Source organism: Dickeya undicola (assembly GCF_000784735.1).
In the GTDB taxonomy this organism is placed as follows: Bacteria; Pseudomonadota; Gammaproteobacteria; order Enterobacterales; family Enterobacteriaceae; genus Dickeya; species Dickeya undicola.
Window position 1 is genome coordinate 21,922 of record NZ_JSYG01000038.1, and the last position, 17,252, is coordinate 39,173.

16 protein-coding genes and 1 other annotated feature are annotated in these 17,252 nt (G+C 50.6%); of the genes, 14 read left to right on the forward strand and 2 right to left on the reverse strand.

Features of this window, described 5'->3' with window-relative positions; genetic code table 11:
* Positions 1-9: 9 nt before the first annotated feature.
* Positions 10-468: an NUDIX hydrolase gene (locus OB87_RS17955; protein WP_033570765.1), complete on the reverse strand. Its 459-nt coding sequence runs from the start codon at positions 466-468 to the stop codon at positions 10-12.
* On the reverse strand, positions 461-1,087 hold the full coding sequence (gene rluE / locus OB87_RS17960) for a 23S rRNA pseudouridine(2457) synthase RluE (protein ID WP_033570766.1): 627 nt from the start codon (positions 1,085-1,087) through the stop codon (positions 461-463). Before rluE ends, OB87_RS17955 begins: the two co-directional genes overlap by 8 nt.
* A gap of 131 nt (positions 1,088-1,218) precedes the next feature.
* Between rluE and icd the strand changes: the two genes are divergently transcribed.
* The 14 genes from icd to ihfA all read left to right on the forward strand — a co-directional run bounded on the left by icd (position 1,219) and on the right by ihfA (position 17,179).
* Positions 1,219-2,472, forward strand: a complete 1,254-nt coding sequence (gene icd / locus OB87_RS17965) for an NADP-dependent isocitrate dehydrogenase (RefSeq protein WP_033570767.1) — start codon at positions 1,219-1,221, stop codon at positions 2,470-2,472.
* A gap of 822 nt (positions 2,473-3,294) precedes the next feature.
* Positions 3,295-5,466 (forward strand): sensor domain-containing phosphodiesterase, encoded by a 2,172-nt coding sequence (locus OB87_RS17970; RefSeq protein ID WP_033570768.1) that lies wholly within the window; start codon positions 3,295-3,297, stop codon positions 5,464-5,466.
* 347 nt (positions 5,467-5,813) lie between these two features.
* Positions 5,814-6,698, forward strand: coding sequence for a protease HtpX (htpX, locus tag OB87_RS17975; protein ID WP_033570769.1), 885 nt, complete (start codon positions 5,814-5,816; stop codon positions 6,696-6,698).
* A 288-nt stretch (positions 6,699-6,986) separates the two neighbouring features.
* A complete protein-coding gene (gene ogl / locus OB87_RS17980) occupies positions 6,987-8,153 on the forward strand; it encodes an oligogalacturonate lyase (RefSeq protein WP_033570770.1) in 1,167 nt (388 codons plus the stop codon).
* A 209-nt stretch (positions 8,154-8,362) separates the two neighbouring features.
* Entirely contained in the window at positions 8,363-9,154 is a 792-nt protein-coding gene (kdgR, locus tag OB87_RS17985; RefSeq protein WP_033570771.1) for a DNA-binding transcriptional regulator KdgR, read from the forward strand.
* Between the two features lie 167 nt (positions 9,155-9,321).
* Positions 9,322-9,621: a YebO family protein gene (locus tag OB87_RS17990; RefSeq protein ID WP_033570772.1), complete on the forward strand. Its 300-nt coding sequence runs from the start codon at positions 9,322-9,324 to the stop codon at positions 9,619-9,621.
* 311 nt (positions 9,622-9,932) lie between these two features.
* The gene (thrS, locus tag OB87_RS17995) at positions 9,933-11,861 is read left to right on the forward strand and encodes a threonine--tRNA ligase (protein ID WP_033570773.1); all 1,929 of its coding nucleotides are present in this window, start codon (positions 9,933-9,935) and stop codon (positions 11,859-11,861) included.
* 3 nt (positions 11,862-11,864) lie between these two features.
* Complete coding sequence (infC, locus tag OB87_RS20105; RefSeq protein WP_012884623.1) at positions 11,865-12,407, forward strand: translation initiation factor IF-3; 543 nt, start codon at positions 11,865-11,867, stop codon at positions 12,405-12,407.
* A 96-nt stretch (positions 12,408-12,503) separates the two neighbouring features.
* Positions 12,504-12,701, forward strand: a complete 198-nt coding sequence (gene rpmI, locus OB87_RS18005; protein ID WP_012769670.1) for a 50S ribosomal protein L35 — start codon at positions 12,504-12,506, stop codon at positions 12,699-12,701.
* Positions 12,702-12,744: 43 nt separating this feature from the next.
* Positions 12,745-13,101, forward strand: a complete 357-nt coding sequence (rplT, locus tag OB87_RS18010) for a 50S ribosomal protein L20 (RefSeq protein WP_012769671.1) — start codon at positions 12,745-12,747, stop codon at positions 13,099-13,101.
* Between the two features lie 159 nt (positions 13,102-13,260).
* Positions 13,261-13,384 (forward strand) — a sequence feature (Phe leader region).
* Entirely contained in the window at positions 13,266-13,310 is a 45-nt protein-coding gene (gene pheM, locus OB87_RS20780; protein ID WP_106120997.1) for a pheST operon leader peptide PheM, read from the forward strand. Its footprint overlaps the feature before it by 45 nt.
* 105 nt (positions 13,385-13,489) lie before the next feature.
* The gene (gene pheS, locus OB87_RS18015; protein ID WP_033570774.1) at positions 13,490-14,473 is read left to right on the forward strand and encodes a phenylalanine--tRNA ligase subunit alpha; all 984 of its coding nucleotides are present in this window, start codon (positions 13,490-13,492) and stop codon (positions 14,471-14,473) included.
* A gap of 15 nt (positions 14,474-14,488) precedes the next feature.
* Complete coding sequence (gene pheT / locus OB87_RS18020) at positions 14,489-16,876, forward strand: phenylalanine--tRNA ligase subunit beta (protein WP_033570775.1); 2,388 nt, start codon at positions 14,489-14,491, stop codon at positions 16,874-16,876.
* Between the two features lie 3 nt (positions 16,877-16,879).
* Positions 16,880-17,179, forward strand: a complete 300-nt coding sequence (gene ihfA, locus OB87_RS18025; protein WP_012769674.1) for an integration host factor subunit alpha — start codon at positions 16,880-16,882, stop codon at positions 17,177-17,179.
* Positions 17,180-17,252: the final 73 nt, after the last annotated feature.

Sequence of the window (17,252 nt, forward strand, 5' to 3'; positions counted from 1 at the left end):
TACGCAGCGTTATACCGGGTCAGGAAACGGCCAGTTGAAGGCTTCCAGTAGACTTAACGGGTAGCGCTGGCCGCGCTGATAGCATACCAGGCTGGCAGCCACCAATGGGGAGCGCAGGCAGTCGGCTTGAAGAATGTCTTCCGGCTTCAGCCAGTGGCAGCAGGCGATATCACTATCGTGCGGGGTAGTGGGTAGCCGTTCAGGCAGGTCGATGGTGAAACTAAAACGCAGAAAGGGCGTTTTGTCCGGCGCGATCCACTGGTGTAGTTGCAGGAAGCTTTGCGGCGTGGCGTGAATACCGGTTTCTTCGAACAGTTCTCGTTGCGCTGCCTGAATCAGGGTTTCGTCCGCTTCCAGATGACCAGCAGGCTGATTCCACAGACGCCGGTGGTTAATTTCTTCCTCAACAACCAGAAAATGGCCTTCCGCCTGTACGACACAGGCTACGGTCACATGCGGTTTAAACATGGTCGATCTCCCTCCATTCGCCGGGGTGTAATCCATCAAGCGTTTGATTTGCCATACTGTAGCGAATCAAACGCAACGTGGGATAGCCGATATGCGCCGTCATACGCCTTACCTGGCGGTTACGCCCTTCGTACAACGTGATTTTTAGCCAGCTAACCGGAATGTTTTTACGTTCGCGGATCGGTGGCTGGCGCGGCCACAACCAGGCGGGTTCTTCCACCCGCTCAGCCCCAGCGGGCAAGGTTGGGCCATCACTCAGTATCAGGCCGGTACGAAATGCGTGCAAAGTCTCTTCGTCGGGGACACCTTCAACCTGGGCGTAATAGATTTTGGGCGTTTTCTTGCCGGGCTGGGTCAGGCGTGCCTGCAACTTACCGTCGTTGGTCAGTATCATCAGGCCTTCGCTGTCCCGGTCTAACCGACCTGCGGAATAGACGTCACGAAAGGGGACATAGTCCTTCAATGTGGCGCGGCCGCCCTCGTCGGTAAACTGGGAAAGCACATCGAAAGGCTTATTGAACAACACGATGCGCGTTTTCGTTACGACAGTCGGTTCATTTTTTTTTGGCCGAGAGCTGAATCGTTTAAGTTGGTGATTTTTAACAGGGAATTTATTCATCTTATTACTGGCTGTGGATGGCAAAACCATTATACTCGAAATGGTTTGTGATTGGCTCAGGCTAAATATTCAAGTAGTATTGACACGCATCTTACAAGTCATTAACAAAATGGCGCTCGAAGGAGAGGTTAATGGAAAGTAAAGTAGTTGTACCGGCAGAAGGGCAGAAAATCACGGTTGACGCTCAGGGTAAACTGGTCGTGCCGGCTAATCCGATCATTCCGTTTATCGAAGGTGACGGTATCGGTGTCGATGTGACGCCAGCCATGATTAACGTTGTCGATGCCGCGGTGAACAAAGCTTACCAGGGCAAGCGCAAAATTTCCTGGATGGAAATTTACACCGGTGAGAAATCCACTCAGGTGTATGGTCAAGATGTTTGGCTGCCGGATGAAACGCTGGATCTGATCCGCGAATACCGTGTAGCGATTAAAGGGCCGCTGACCACGCCGGTAGGCGGTGGTATCCGTTCTCTGAACGTGGCGTTGCGCCAGCAACTGGATCTGTACATTTGTCTGCGTCCGGTTCGTTATTACGAAGGTACGCCAAGCCCGGTTAAACAGCCCGAACTGACTGATATGGTCATTTTCCGCGAAAACGCTGAAGACATTTATGCCGGTATCGAGTGGAAAGCCGGTACGCCGGAAGCGGACAAAGTCATCAAGTTCCTGCAAGACGAAATGGGCGTGAAGAAAATCCGTTTCCCGCAACAGTGTGGTATCGGTGTGAAGCCGTGTTCCGAAGAAGGGACCAAACGTCTGGTTCGTGCGGCAATCGAATACGCCATCACTAATGATCGCGATTCTGTGACGCTGGTGCACAAAGGCAACATCATGAAATTCACCGAAGGTGCGTTCAAAGATTGGGGTTACCAGTTGGCGCGCGAAGAGTTCGGCGGTGAGCTGATTGATGGTGGACCGTGGGTAAAAATCAAGAACCCGAAAACCGGTAAAGACATCATCGTTAAAGATGTGATTGCCGACGCCTTCCTGCAGCAGATTCTGCTGCGCCCGGCAGAGTACGATGTCATCGCTTGTATGAACCTGAACGGCGACTATATTTCCGATGCCCTGGCGGCACAGGTTGGCGGGATCGGTATCGCGCCGGGAGCCAACATTGGTGATGAATGCGCACTGTTTGAGGCCACTCACGGTACAGCGCCGAAGTACGCTGGTCAGGATAAAGTGAACCCTGGCTCCGTGATTCTGTCCGCTGAAATGATGCTGCGCCACATGCAGTGGTTTGAAGCCGCGGACCTGATCGTGAAAGGCATGGAAGGTGCCATCAAGAACAAGACCGTTACCTATGACTTTGAGCGACTGATGGACGGTGCCACGCTGCGTAAATGTAGCGAGTTTGCCCAGGACATCATTAGCAATATGTAATCGACGGTTACATCGAACCTCACGGTGGCTCTGGCTTCCGTGAGGTTGTTTGTAATGAGAGATTGCTTTCTGCGATGTTTACCGTTTTTCTGACGTACTATTCCGCATTAATGGTGAGTCTTTGGGCTTACTTTTCGCATTTTTGTACTATCACTTTACTTTCTCTTCTCTTTTTTTAACGTATTTCCTTCATGCAAACCGTCGTTTGGGTTCGAGATTCAGCGGATGATCCAGCAACCGACTGTTTTTTCTGCTCATTCTTGCATCGTGTGGGAATAAGGTTGGCGTCGGATATCATGTCGGTAGATATAATGGTTATTTCGGTTTTACATACCAGTTTTTTTAATAGGGAAAGTCTTTTATCGGCATTTAACCACTCAGGGAAAACATATCTGCTGAGCTATCGGTTATGAGAAAGCGTAAATAAGAACATTTTTATAGTGATAACTTATCAACTTTCCCTTGATGATTGGGAATAACGATCTATTAAGATAATTAACCACTTGCGTTTTTCTTTATTTTCTATAGCAATCAAGTAATCCTGGAAAATCTTGGCGGCAGGTCTTCCTCCTTGTCTGCATTTTGCTATTCTGTTGGCGCTGCCCGTTAATTTGCATGAAAGCGGTGAACCCTGGTGTGGGGAAGAAACTAAGCAAAGAGGGATAGTAGCCAGTTATCGTTTTAAATTTAATCGAAAGAGATCGATGGATTTTATTCGTCGATGATTTTTTTTGCGTGAAAAGTTACGGTAAGCACCGTCGCGACAACAGGCTACAATTTTTTCTGAAAGAAAAAACAATGGATAATGTGAGGGGAACCCCCATGAGTCGAGCCCCAGCAAATAAAGATGAGAAAAGCCGACTTGAGGCATTAAGAGAGTACGGCATCAGTAAACCGCTGTCTGATCCTGGCTTTGACAATTTGATCAATCTGGCCGCTAACGTTTTCAATGTCCCTATCGTATTGATTTCGCTGGTCGAGGAAGAACGGCAGTTGTTTGCCGCCAGTATCGGTATGTCGGCATGTGAAACATCAAGAGACGAATCATTTTGTGCACATGCGATTCTCAAAAAGCGGATCATGGTGATCCCCGATACGCGCAAAGATCCCCGCTTCCAGAATAATCCATTGGTAACCGGTGAGCCGCACATCCGTTTTTACGCCGGTATCCCATTGCGGACGCCAAGCGGCTTTCCCATCGGTGTGTTATGCATTATTGATAACAAACCCCGATCTTCTCTCAGTGCGCGTGATGCACATAATTTGCAGGATTTTGCCGCGCTGGTGATGGACAAACTGGAGATGCGGCGTCTGGACCTGGCACGCCGCGCCAGTCAGGCTCGTTTTGAGAGCATTGCTGAATCTTCGCCAGATGCCATTCTCTGTGTCAACGACAGGGGAACCATCACCTTCTGGAACGAGTCGGCAGAAAAAATGCTGGAGTACAGCTGTGAGCAGATTCTCGGCGAGCACATCAGTACTATCGTACCGGATATGTTCGTGGTGCAGTTACATCACCTGGCGACGGACAAAACGGCAATATTTAAAGGTAGCTCAATCGAGCTGGAAACACGTGCATTACCCGGTACTCTGATTCCAACCGAGCTGACGGTGTCAATGTGGCATGACAACAATCAGACACGTTACGGCATCATTCTGCGTGATATCAGCGAGAGACAACGCTATGAAGAGCGATTGTTCTTGCAGGCACACCGGGATCCTCTCACTGGGCTTGCCAACCGCACACTACTGACGTCCACGCTGGATCAGGTGCTGAAAAACGGTGAACCAGCCGCCATCATGATTATCGACCTGGATGGTTTCAAAGATATCAATGATAGCCTTGGTCATGCCAACGGCGACGAGATTCTGTCCAGTGTTGCCAAACGATTGCAGAGTAATGTTCGCTCTGGTGATCTGGTGGCCCGTATGGGGGGCGATGAGTTTGCGGTTCTGTTGCCGAAGCAGAATGATGAAGCGCAGGTGGCAACGCTGGCGGAAAAAATCATTTATGACATTTCGCAAGCTGTGCTGGTTGATGATAAACAAATCAACACCAGCGCCAGTATCGGGCTGGTCATGTATCCGTCGCATGGGACAACCGTGCAGGACCTGCTCACCAGCGCCGATTTGGCACTGTATCAGGCAAAAGCGGACGGACGTAACTGTTATCGCTTCTTTACCCGCGAGCTGAGAGAAGTCTTTCAGGCGCGACATGCTTTCCAACTGGAGTTTATCCGGGCGTATGAGCAGGAGGAATTTGAGGTCTTTTATCAGCCTCAGGTCAGCCTGGTTAACAGTAAGGTCGTCGGTGCGGAGGCGCTGCTGCGTTGGCGTCATCCTTATAAAGGACTGCTGGGACCTGCGGCGTTTATGTCTGCATTGGAGCGAGGTCCCTGGGCTGAGCGCATCGGCGACTGGGTTGTACGGTCCGCCTGTCAGCAGGCGTCAGACTGGTGCCGGTCTGGCGCGAGGGATTTTCGTATCAGTATCAACCTGTTCGCGGCCCAGTTCCGTTCCGGTATGTTGGCGGAGAAAATCAAAGACGTTCTGACGCAAACGGGCCTTAAACCCGGCTCGCTGGAGTTGGAAATCACGGAAAATATCATATTGCGGCATGACGAAAATATGATGAAACCGCTCAATGAGCTGCGCAATAGTGGTGTCGGCATCGCTTTTGATGACTATGGTACAGGTTATGCCTCACTCAGTATGTTGAAGCATTACCCGGTCACGCGGCTTAAAATTGATCAAACCTTTGTTCGAGCTATGTGTGAGTCGGCACCGGATGCAGCGATTGTTCGGGCGATTCTCTATCTGGGGAAAAGCTTCGGTTTGGATGTGATCGCGGAAGGTGTGGAAACGCAGGAGCAATGTGAACGGCTACTTAACAAAGGGTGCGAACAGGCGCAGGGCTATTTGTTTGGCAGGCCGATGCCGGCAGAGGAGTTCGAAAAACTACTGGGCCTGGAGGATGCGCCGTTGGTCCGGTAATATTGCCTGTGTCATGGTTCAGACTCGTGGCCGTTTTTCGCCAGCCCAGAATAACTATTACATTAATTATATTTTATTACATCTCAATCTACAGGCATGTCGGTTCTTTCATGGGTATCCGGCAGAGTTATAGCAGACTCGCTGCTGCTGGCTGTTATTGCAAACAGCCATGTTCAGCATGGATATCATTCCCTGCATTCCTCGGCGTCATCATCAGCAAAAGTGTAAAGTTATGTTAATTTGGTAACATAAAGGTTATGGATACTTGAAAATGATGGCGCAACCCATACGATGTGGTTGTTGCAAACACTTTTGTTGCTTTTGCTGAAAGAGGAAATCTGAATCATATGATGCGTATTGCGCTTTTCCTGCTCACTAACCTGGCGGTGATGGTGGTATTTGGACTGGTGCTTAGTCTGACGGGCGTTCAGCACAACAGCATGGCAGGTCTGATTATCATGGCCGGTGTGTTCGGCTTCGGTGGTTCGATTGTTTCGCTGCTGATGTCTAAGTGGATGGCGTTGCGTTCCGTTGGCGGTGAGGTGATTGAACAACCACGCAATGAAACCGAACGTTGGCTGCTGGACACAGTGCGTGTTCAATCTCAACAGGTAGGGATCGCCATGCCGCAGGTCGCTATTTACCATGCGCCTGATATTAACGCGTTTGCGACTGGCGCTCGCCGTGACAGTTCACTGGTTGCGGTCAGTACCGGGCTGTTGCAGAACATGAGCCGTGATGAAGCTGAAGCGGTTATCGCTCATGAAATCAGCCACATTGCTAATGGTGATATGGTGACCATGACGCTGGTGCAAGGCGTTGTGAACACCTTTGTGATCTTCATTTCCCGCATTATCGCGCAAATCGTTACCAGTTTTCTTTCCGGCAATCGTGACGATAGCGAAGAGAGCAGCAACGGCAACCCGTTGGTTTACATGGCTGTATCTATGGTGCTGGAACTGGTGTTTGGTATTCTGGCCAGCATCATTACCATGTGGTTCTCTCGTTACCGTGAATTTCATGCCGATGCCGGCTCCGCGAAATTGGTCGGGCGTGAGAAGATGATTGCTGCATTGCAGCGTCTGAAAACGAGTTATGAGCCGCAGGAAGCGGGCAGCATGATGGCATTCTGCATCAATGGCAAATCCAAGTCCCTCAGCGAGCTGTTTATGTCGCATCCGCCGTTGGACAAACGTATCGAAGCGTTGCGTGCAGGTGAATACCTCAAATAATCGCTGTGATTGTCCTATTCGCAAAGGCCCTTCGGGGCCTTTGTTTTTTGTGGTGTTCAATCAGCTTCTCTATTGCCATACCTGGATCAATATTGGGCAAAATAATCTTGTCCCAGCGCAAACAGTCCGTGAAAAGCGAAAGAATGTTTTATAAAATAAAACCACGATCACGGAAAAATGAAACATTGTTTCTACAATACTGGTATAACAAGGCGATTGGCCGGGATGACGGGTAATCTTTCATCTGGCGGCGTCTGATTTTTCACGATAAGCGCTAAGGATTTACGGATGGCCAAAGGTAAAAAGCTTTCTTTTTCGTTCCATACTTACCAGGATTCAGTCACCGGCACCGAAGTGGTGCGTCTCACTCCTCCTGATGTTATCTGTCACCGCAACTACTTCTACCAGAAGTGTTTTTCTAATGATGGCAGCAAGCTGTTGTTTGGTGGTGCCTTTGACGGCGCGTGGAACTACTATTTGCTGGATCTGAAAACCCAGCAGGCAACGCAGTTGACCGAAGGCACCGGCGACAATACCTTCGGTGGTTTCCTGTCTCCAGATGATGACGCACTGTATTATGTGAAGAACGTTCGTAATCTCATGCGTGTTGACCTGAATACACTGGAAGAAACCAACATTTATCAGGTGCCAGACGATTGGGTCGGATATGGCACTTGGGTTGCCAACTCTGATTGCACCAAAATGGTCGGTATCGAGATCAAAAAAGAGGATTGGAAACCGCTGACCGACTGGAAAAAATTCCAGGAATTCTACTTCACCAATCCATGCTGCCGTTTAATTCGTATCGATCTGAAAACCGGCGAAGCCACCACTATCCTGCAGGAAAAACAGTGGTTGGGTCATCCTATTTACCGCCCAGGCGACGACAATACGGTGGCATTCTGCCATGAAGGTCCGCATGATCTGGTTGATGCGCGTATGTGGTTCATCAATGAAGATGGATCCAATATGCGTAAGGTGAAAGAACATGCGCCGGGTGAAAGTTGTACTCACGAGTTCTGGGTGCCGAATGGTTCTGCGTTGGCCTATGTTTCCTATCTGAAAGGCAGCACCAACCGCTTCATTTGCAGTGTCGACCCGGTAACGCTGGAAAACCGTGAGTTGACTGAAATGCCGCCATGTTCTCACCTGATGAGTAACTACGATGGTACGTTGATGGTGGGTGATGGATGTAATGCACCTGTCGATGTGAAAGATGATGGTGGCTACAAGATTGAAAACGACCCGTTCTTGTATGTGTTCAATATGAAGACCGGGAAACATTTCCAGGTTGCACAACACAACACCTCGTGGGAAGTGCTAGAGGGTGACCGTCAGGTCACACATCCGCATCCATCCTTCACGCCGGATGACAAACATATCCTGTTTACGTCTGATGTTGATGGTAAACCGGCGTTGTATCTGGCAAAAGTACCTGATTCTGTTTGGCAATAACAGCACCTGCAGCCGTGCCCGTTAAGGGCGCGGTTTTTCGCTTTTACAATAAGATTATTAATCCGGCAGTGCCATTATAATGGACGATATTTAATCAGATTGTCAGTTATAGTAATGCCTGATTGCCATATTCAAAGCGTTCCCTTTATACTAAAACAAGTGTTCTATTTTTTTTAAAACAAAAAATACTGAGTAGGGTAACCACCAAAATGGCTATTGCAGATTTAGATAAACAACCCGATTCCGTGTCATCTGTCTTAAAGGTTTTTGGTATTTTGCAGGCGTTGGGCGAAGAGCGTGAAATTGGCATTACTGAACTTTCACAGCGCGTGATGATGTCTAAAAGTACGGTTTATCGTTTCCTGCAGACGATGAAATCTCTGGGATATGTTGCCCAGGAAGGTGAATCAGAGAAGTACTCGTTGACGCTGAAATTATTCGAGCTGGGTGCCAAAGCACTGCAGAACGTTGATCTGATCCGCAGTGCGGATATTCAAATGCGTGAATTGTCGACGTTAACACGTGAAACCATCCATCTCGGTGCATTGGATGAAGATAGCATTGTCTACATCCATAAGATCGATTCCATGTACAACCTACGCATGTATTCGCGTATTGGTCGTCGGAATCCGCTGCACAGCACGGCGATTGGCAAGGTGTTGCTGGCCTGGCGCGACCGTGAAGAGGTTAAAGAAATTCTGTCTCAGGTGGAATTCAAGCGCAGTACTGTGCACACCATCGGTAGTACGGAAGAATTATTGCCTCAGCTTGATCTGGTGCGTCAGCAGGGATATGGCGAAGACAACGAAGAACAGGAAGAAGGGCTGCGTTGCATCGCGGTTCCGGTATTTGATCGCTTTGGTGTGGTGATTGCTGGCCTGAGCATCTCTTTCCCGACGATTCGTTTCTCGGAAGATAATAAACATGAGTATGTTGCCATGTTGCATACGGCGGCGCGCAATATCTCCGATCAAATGGGATATCACGATTATCCGTTCTGACATTGAAAGGTGTGCGGTAATCTGACCATTAGCCTGTCATGGTGACAGGCTTTTTTATGGGAGAAACACGGCATCCCAGACAAGGAATCTCGGTATGACTGTCGAATTGTCTGTCGGCACAGTGCTAGAATGCGCGACTGAGTCAGGTTACGTAACAGGTTTTAGAGATGAGTAGTTTTGCTTCAGACATGCTGGAAGTGGTTTTTGTCGCGTTGATTGTGCTACTGGTAATTTTGGTCTGGTTCTTTATCAACCGGGCCAGTGTGCGAGCGAATGAACAGATCCGGCTGTTGCATGAAATTGTCGAGCAGCAGAAACAGCAAATCGCGCTGTTGCAATCGTTATCCCCCGTGTCAGTACCAGAGACAGTGGAGCAGGAGCCTGCTCCTGAGCAGCCGGTTTCCTTACCGGAAATGAAGGAAAGTGAGATTGACCCGCTGTTTAAGGACATGATTCCGGAGCGTTAATTCTCTGCCCGGCGTATTTATTGGCCGAGGGCATCAACCAGACCCGTAGCCATGACGGGTCTTTACCTGTATCTCAATGACGCCAATCCGTATTTCTGCCGCCCTGTTTGGGCTGGATGGGTGGTATCGCCGGAAGCATGGTGCTACTCTACGCCGTCGGATTAGGGCATTGCTATGCCATCTGATGACAGGGCGGAACTGATTTAACAATTGTGGGTTAAATCCTTTTCCACCGCTCACCTAAATCAAACGCAATTATCTTTTGTATGTGATCTTTCGTGTGGGTCACCACTGCAAATAAGGGAATTTACATGCCTGTTATTACGCTTCCTGACGGCAGTCAGCGTCATTATGACCATGCCGTTTCTCCTCTTGATGTCGCATTGGATATCGGCCCTGGCTTGGCAAAAGCTTGTGTTGCCGGTCGAGTGAATGGTGAACTGGTTGATGCTGTCGATTTGATCGAGTCCGACGCACAGCTGTCCATCATCACGGCCAAAGATGAAGAGGGGATGGAAATTATTCGCCATTCTTGCGCGCATTTGCTGGGCCATGCCATCAAGCAGTTGTGGCCGGACACCAAAATGGCGATCGGTCCGGTGATCGACAATGGCTTTTACTATGACGTTGATCTAGACCGTACCCTGACTCAGGAAGATCTGGACCTGCTTGAAAAGCGGATGCATGAGCTGGCGGGTAAAGACTACGACGTTATCAAGAAAAAAGTCAGTTGGCAGGAAGCGCGTGATACGTTTGTAGCGCGTGGCGAAAGCTACAAAGTGGCGATTCTGGATGAAAACATCAGCCATGATGACCGTCCGGGGTTATACCACCATGAAGAATATATCGATATGTGCCGTGGACCGCACGTACCGAACATGCGTTTCTGTCATCATTTCAAACTGCAGAAAACCTCAGGTGCTTACTGGCGCGGCGACAGCAAGAATAAAATGTTGCAGCGTATCTATGGCACCGCCTGGGCAGACAAGAAACAACTGAGCGCCTATTTACAGCGTCTTGAAGAAGCCGCCAAGCGTGACCACCGCAAAATCGGCAAGCAGCTGGACCTGTATCACATGCAGGAAGAAGCACCGGGAATGGTATTCTGGCATAACGATGGCTGGACTATTTTCCGTGAGCTGGAAGCCTTCGTGCGTATGAAGCTCAAAGCGTACCAATATCAGGAAGTGAAAGGTCCGTTCATGATGGACCGCGTGCTGTGGGAAAAAACCGGACACTGGGAAAACTACAAAGAGGCCATGTTCACGACGTCGTCTGAGAACCGTGAATATTGCATCAAACCGATGAACTGCCCAGGCCACGTGCAGATCTTCAATCAAGGGCTGAAATCCTATCGCGACCTGCCGCTGCGTATGGCAGAGTTCGGCAGTTGCCATCGTAATGAGCCGTCGGGTTCTTTGCATGGTTTGATGCGTGTGCGTGGCTTCACACAGGATGATGCCCACATCTTCTGTACCGAAGAGCAGGTGCGTGATGAAGTGAACAGCTGCATCAAGATGGTGTATGACATGTACAGCACCTTCGGTTTTGAAAAAATCGTGGTGAAACTGTCAACACGTCCTGAAAAACGTATCGGCAGCGATGACATGTGGGATCGCGCGGAAGAAGATTTGGCCGCTGCGCTGACTGAAAACGGCATTCCGTTCGACTATCAGCCGGGCGAGGGCGCATTTTACGGTCCGAAAATCGAGTTCACCCTGCATGACTGCCTGGATCGTGCCTGGCAGTGCGGTACGGTACAGCTTGACTTCTCGCTGCCGGGCCGCCTGAGTGCCTCCTATGTTGGCGAAAACAACGAGCGTCAGGTGCCGGTAATGATTCACCGCGCGATATTGGGGTCGATGGAGCGTTTTATCGGGATTCTGACCGAAGAATTCGCTGGCTTCTTCCCAACCTGGCTGGCACCGGTACAGGCTGTGGTGATGAATATCACCGATACACAGTCTGATTATGTCAGCGAATTGACAAGAAAATTGCAAGATGCAGGGATTCGCGTTAAAGCGGACTTGAGAAATGAGAAGATAGGCTTTAAAATCCGCGAGCACACTTTACGGCGTGTTCCCTATATGCTTGTTTGTGGCGACAAAGAGGTGGAGGCAGGCAAAGTGGCTGTCCGTACCCGCCGCGGCAAGGACCTGGGAAGCATGGACGTCAGTGAAGTAATCACGAAGCTGCAGGAAGAGATTCGCAGCCGTAGTCTTCATCAGTTGGAGGAATAAGGTATTAAAGGCGGAAAACGAGTTCAACCGGCGCGTCCTAATCGCATCAACAGAGAAATTCGCGCACAAGAGGTACGTCTTACAGGCGTTGATGGCGAACAGATCGGTATTGTCAGCCTGAATGAAGCGTTAGAGAAAGCTGAGGAAGCAGGAGTTGATTTAGTTGAAATCAGCCCGAATGCTGAGCCGCCGGTTTGCCGAATCATGGATTACGGCAAGTTCCTCTATGAGAAGAGTAAGGCCACCAAAGAACAGAAGAAGAAGCAAAAAGTTATTCAGGTCAAGGAAATCAAATTCCGGCCTGGTACCGATGATGGCGACTATCAGGTCAAACTACGCAACCTGGTTCGCTTTCTGGAAGATGGTGACAAAGCTAAAATCACGCTGCGTTTCCGCGGCCGTGAAATGGCACACCAGCAGATCGGCATCGAAATGCTTAATCGCATTCGTGACGACCTGAATGAATTGTCTGTCGTCGAGTCGTTCCCTAGTAAGATCGAAGGGCGTCAGATGATTATGGTGCTGGCACCGAAGAAGAAACAGTAAGGCACTCAAGTAACAGGTTCCGCGCTGCTGTTGTGTGGCGCGGGTTTTGTTCGCCTTATCTGATTCATTGTTTAACAATGCGAAGTGGAAATAACAATGCCAAAGATTAAAACAGTACGTGGCGCCGCTAAACGCTTCAAAAAAACCGCCAGCGGCGGTTTCAAGCGTAAGCATGCTAACCTGCGTCATATTCTGACCAAAAAAGCAACTAAACGTAAACGTCATCTGCGTCCGAAAGCTATGGTTTCCAAAGGAGATCTGGGCCTGGTTGCAGCATGTCTGCCTTACGCATAAGTAACCTTTTTTTAATTCAGAATAAGACTTTAGGAGAGAGCATATGGCTCGCGTAAAACGTGGTGTGGTTGCTCGCGCACGTCACAAAAAGATCCTGAAACAAGCGAAAGGTTACTACGGTGCCCGTTCGCGCGTTTATCGTGTTGCCTTCCAGGCAGTAATCAAAGCTGGTCAGTACGCTTACCGTGACCGTCGTCAGCGTAAGCGTCAGTTCCGCCAGCTGTGGATTGCACGTATCAATGCAGCAGCCCGCCAGAATGGCTTGTCTTACAGCAAATTCATCAATGGCCTGAAAAAAGCCTCTGTTGAAATTGACCGTAAGATTCTGGCTGACATCGCCGTATTCGACAAAGTGGCCTTCAGCGCACTGGTTGAAAAAGCGAAATCAGCTCTGGCGTAAGTCAGTGAAAGAGGGAGCTTGTCTCCCTCTTTTCGTCTTTAGCGTTGGTTGAAAGCTGATAACGCTCCGTAATTGCTGACGAAAAACTTTCGGAAAGAGCGAAATTGGTATATTGTCAACGGGTTAGACAATAATTAGCTAAACAACAATAAGGTAACGCAAGTATGAACGCTGCTATTTTCCGTTTCTTTTTTTACTTTAGCGCCTGAACGTCGGGGGCTTTGCGCGTAAGAATAGAAACGAAAAGTAGCGCCTAAGCCTCCTCTGTGGAGGCTTTTTTATTGGACCCAATTCCTGAATCCGTAGGTAGTGTTAGCGTCCGGCGTACTGAAAACCGTATCTTTCCAATCATGATTGTCGGCCATACAGGCAGAAGAAGAGGAATGCAATGCAACATCTCGCAGAACTGGTTGCCAAAGCCAGAACAGCCATAGAACAGGCTGGAGACGTCGCCGCACTGGAGAATGTGCGTGTCGAGTTTCTGGGCAAAAAAGGTCACTTAACCCTTCAGATGACCTCGCTGCGCGAGCTGCCTGCTGAAGAACGTCCTGCCGCGGGCGCGGTTATCAATCAGGCGAAGCAGGAGGTGCAGGATGCGCTGAATGCGCGCAAACAGGCGCTGGAAGGCGCTGAATTGAATGCCCGTCTGGCGGCGGAAACCATTGATGTTTCACTGCCGGGTCGTACGATTGAAAACGGTGGCCTGCACCCGATCACCCGTACTATTGATCGCATTGAAACCTTCTTTGGCGAACTGGGGTTTGCCGTGGCGTCCGGCCCGGAAATTGAGGACGATTACCACAACTTCGATGCGCTGAATATTCCGGGCCACCACCCGGCACGTGCCGATCACGATACCTTCTGGTTCGACGCCAAACGCCTGCTGCGTACCCAGACCTCCGGGGTGCAGATCCGTACCATGCAGAAACAGCAGCCGCCGATTCGCATCATCGCGCCAGGCCGTGTTTACCGCAACGACTACGATCAGACCCACACCCCGATGTTCCATCAGATGGAAGGGCTGATCGTGGATAAAGACATCAGCTTCACCAACCTGAAGGGTACGCTGCATGATTTCCTGCGTAATTTCTTTGAGGAAGATTTGCAGGTGCGTTTTCGTCCGTCCTATTTCCCGTTCACCGAACCGTCCGCCGAAGTGGATGTGATGGGCAAAAACGGCAAATGGCTTGAAGTGCTGGGATGCGGCATGGTGCACCCGAACGTGTTGCGTAACGTCGGCATCGACCCGGAAGTGTACTCCGGTTTTGCCTTCGGTATGGGGATGGAGCGCCTGACCATGCTGCGCTATGGCGTGACGGACCTGCGCGCCTTCTTCGAAAACGATTTACGCTTCCTCAAACAGTTTAAATAAGGCAGGAATATCAACATGAAATTCAGTGAACTCTGGTTACGGGAATGGGTTAACCCAGCTATCAGCAGCGATGCCTTATCTGAACAAATCACCATGGCCGGTCTGGAAGTGGACGGCATTGAACCAGTTGCAGGCGCGTTCCACGGTGTGGTTGTTGGGGAAGTGGTGGAATGTGCACAGCATCCCAACGCGGACAAATTGCGGGTGACGAAAGTTAACGTCGGCGGTGATCGCTTGCTGGATATCGTTTGTGGCGCGCCTAATTGCCGTCAGGGCCTCAAGGTTGCGGTGGCGACCGTAGGTGCCGTTCTGCCGGGCGATTTCAAAATCAAGGCAGCCAAGCTGCGTGGGGAACCGTCTGAAGGGATGTTGTGCTCTTTCTCCGAGCTGGGTATTTCCGATGATCACAACGGTATTATCGAATTGCCTTCTGACGCACCGCTGGGCACCGACATCCGCGAATACCTGAAGTTGGATGACAATACCATCGAAATCAGCGTGACCCCGAACCGTGCCGACTGCCTGGGGATTCTGGGTGTGGCGCGTGACGTTGCGGTGCTGAATGAGCAGGCACTGGCTACACCAGCTATCGAACCGGTCAGTGCGACTATCGCCGACCGTTTCCCGATTCAGGTGGATGCCACTGAAGCCTGTCCGCGCTATCTGGGACGTGTAGTCAAAGGAATCAACGTTAAGGCCGCCACACCACTGTGGATGCGCGAAAAATTGCGTCGTTGCGGTATCCGCTCTATTGATCCGGTCGTGGATGTCACCAACTATGTGCTGCTGGAACTGGGGCAGCCGATGCACGCGTTTGACCTTAACCGTCTGGAAGGTGGCATCGTGGTACGCATGGCGAAAGAAGGGGAGCCTCTGCGTCTGCTGGACGGCACTGACGCTACGCTGAGTACCGATACCCTGGTGATTGCCGATCATCAAAAAGCGCTAGCTATGGGCGGCATCTTTGGTGGTGAGCATTCTGGTGTGAATGACAACACGCAGGATGTGCTGCTGGAGTGTGCTTACTTCAATCCGCTGTCGATCACAGGGCGTGCGCGCCGTTACGGCCTGCATACTGACGCATCGCACCGCTATGAGCGTGGCGTGGACCCGGCATTGCAGCATCAGGCGATGGAGCGTGCAACCCGCCTGCTGCTGGATATCTGCGGCGGTGAAGCGGGCCCGGTGGTGGAGGTGGTTAGTGAGAAAGACCTGCCAACGCGTGCCACTATCACGCTGCGCCGCGACAAGCTGGATCGTCTGATCGGTCATGTGATTTCCGATGAGAAAGTCAGTGACATTCTGAATCGCCTGGGATGCCAGGTCACTAAAACTGCCGATGGCTGGCAGGCGGTGGCACCGAGCTGGCGTTTCGATATGGAGATTGAGGAAGATTTGGTGGAGGAAGTGGCGCGTGTTTACGGCTACAACAACATTCCGAATATTCCTACTCAGGCACCGCTGAAGATGACGCAACATCGCGAGGCAGATCTGGCGCTTAAGCGTGTGAAAACCTTGCTGGTCGATCACGGCTTCCAGGAAGCGATTACGTACAGCTTCGTCGATCCCAAAATTCAGTCGCTGATTCACCCTGGTGAAGAGGCGCTGATTCTCCCGAGCCCGATTTCGGTGGAAATGTCTGCGATGCGCCTGTCGCTATGGAGCGGTCTGTTGGGGGCGGTGGTGTATAACCAGAATCGCCAGCAAAGCCGACTGCGCCTGTTTGAGAGCGGCCTGCGCTTTGTTCCGGATCAGAACGCCGATTTGGGCGTGCGTCAGGAAACCATGCTGGCGGGCGTGATTACCGGCACCCGTTACGAAGAGCACTGGGATCTGGCGCGTCAGGCGGTTGACTTCTATGATTTAAAAGGTGATTTGGAAGCCGTATTGGCATTGACCGGGAAACTGTCTGTACTTGAGTTCCGGGCTGAAAGTCATCCGGCGTTGCATCCAGGACAGACTGCGGCCATTTATCTGGCTGGCGAGCGCATCGGTTACATCGGTGTGATTCACCCGGAGCTGGAGCGCAAGCTGGATCTGAACGGGCGCACCGTGGTGTTTGAAGTCCTGTGGGACAAGCTTGCCGAGCGCGTGGTGCCTGAAGCGGCGGACATTTCCCGTTTCCCGGCGAATCGTCGTGATATCGCTGTGGTGGTGGCTGAAAGCGTGCCAGCGGGCGACGTTTTGGCTGAGTGCAAGAAAGTTGGCGCAAATCAGTTAGTTGGCGTAAACTTATTTGACGTGTACCGGGGCAAGGGCGTAGCGGAAGGGTATAAGAGTCTGGCTATTAGTCTGGTATTGCAGGATACCGCTCGTACACTGGCAGAAGAGGAAATTGCCGCTACGGTTGCACAATGCGTAGCAGCACTAAAACAGCGATTCCAAGCATCCTTGAGGGATTAACCTATGGCGCTTACTAAAGCTGAAATGTCTGAATACCTGTTTGAAAAGCTTGGGCTCAGCAAACGGGATGCCAAAGAGCTCGTCGAGTTGTTTTTCGAAGAAGTTCGGCGTGCTCTGGAAAATGGTGAGCAGGTTAAGTTGTCGGGGTTTGGCAACTTTGATTTGCGGGACAAGAACCAGCGCCCGGGACGTAACCCAAAAACCGGCGAAGATATTCCGATTACGGCGCGTCGGGTTGTTACGTTCCGTCCAGGGCAGAAATTAAAGAGCAGGGTGGAAAACGCATCACCCAAAGAGTCTTGATTTGGCAAAAAGAATCTTGATTTGACAAAAAGGCCGCATTAGCGGCCTTTTTCTTGTCTATAGAAAACCCCCA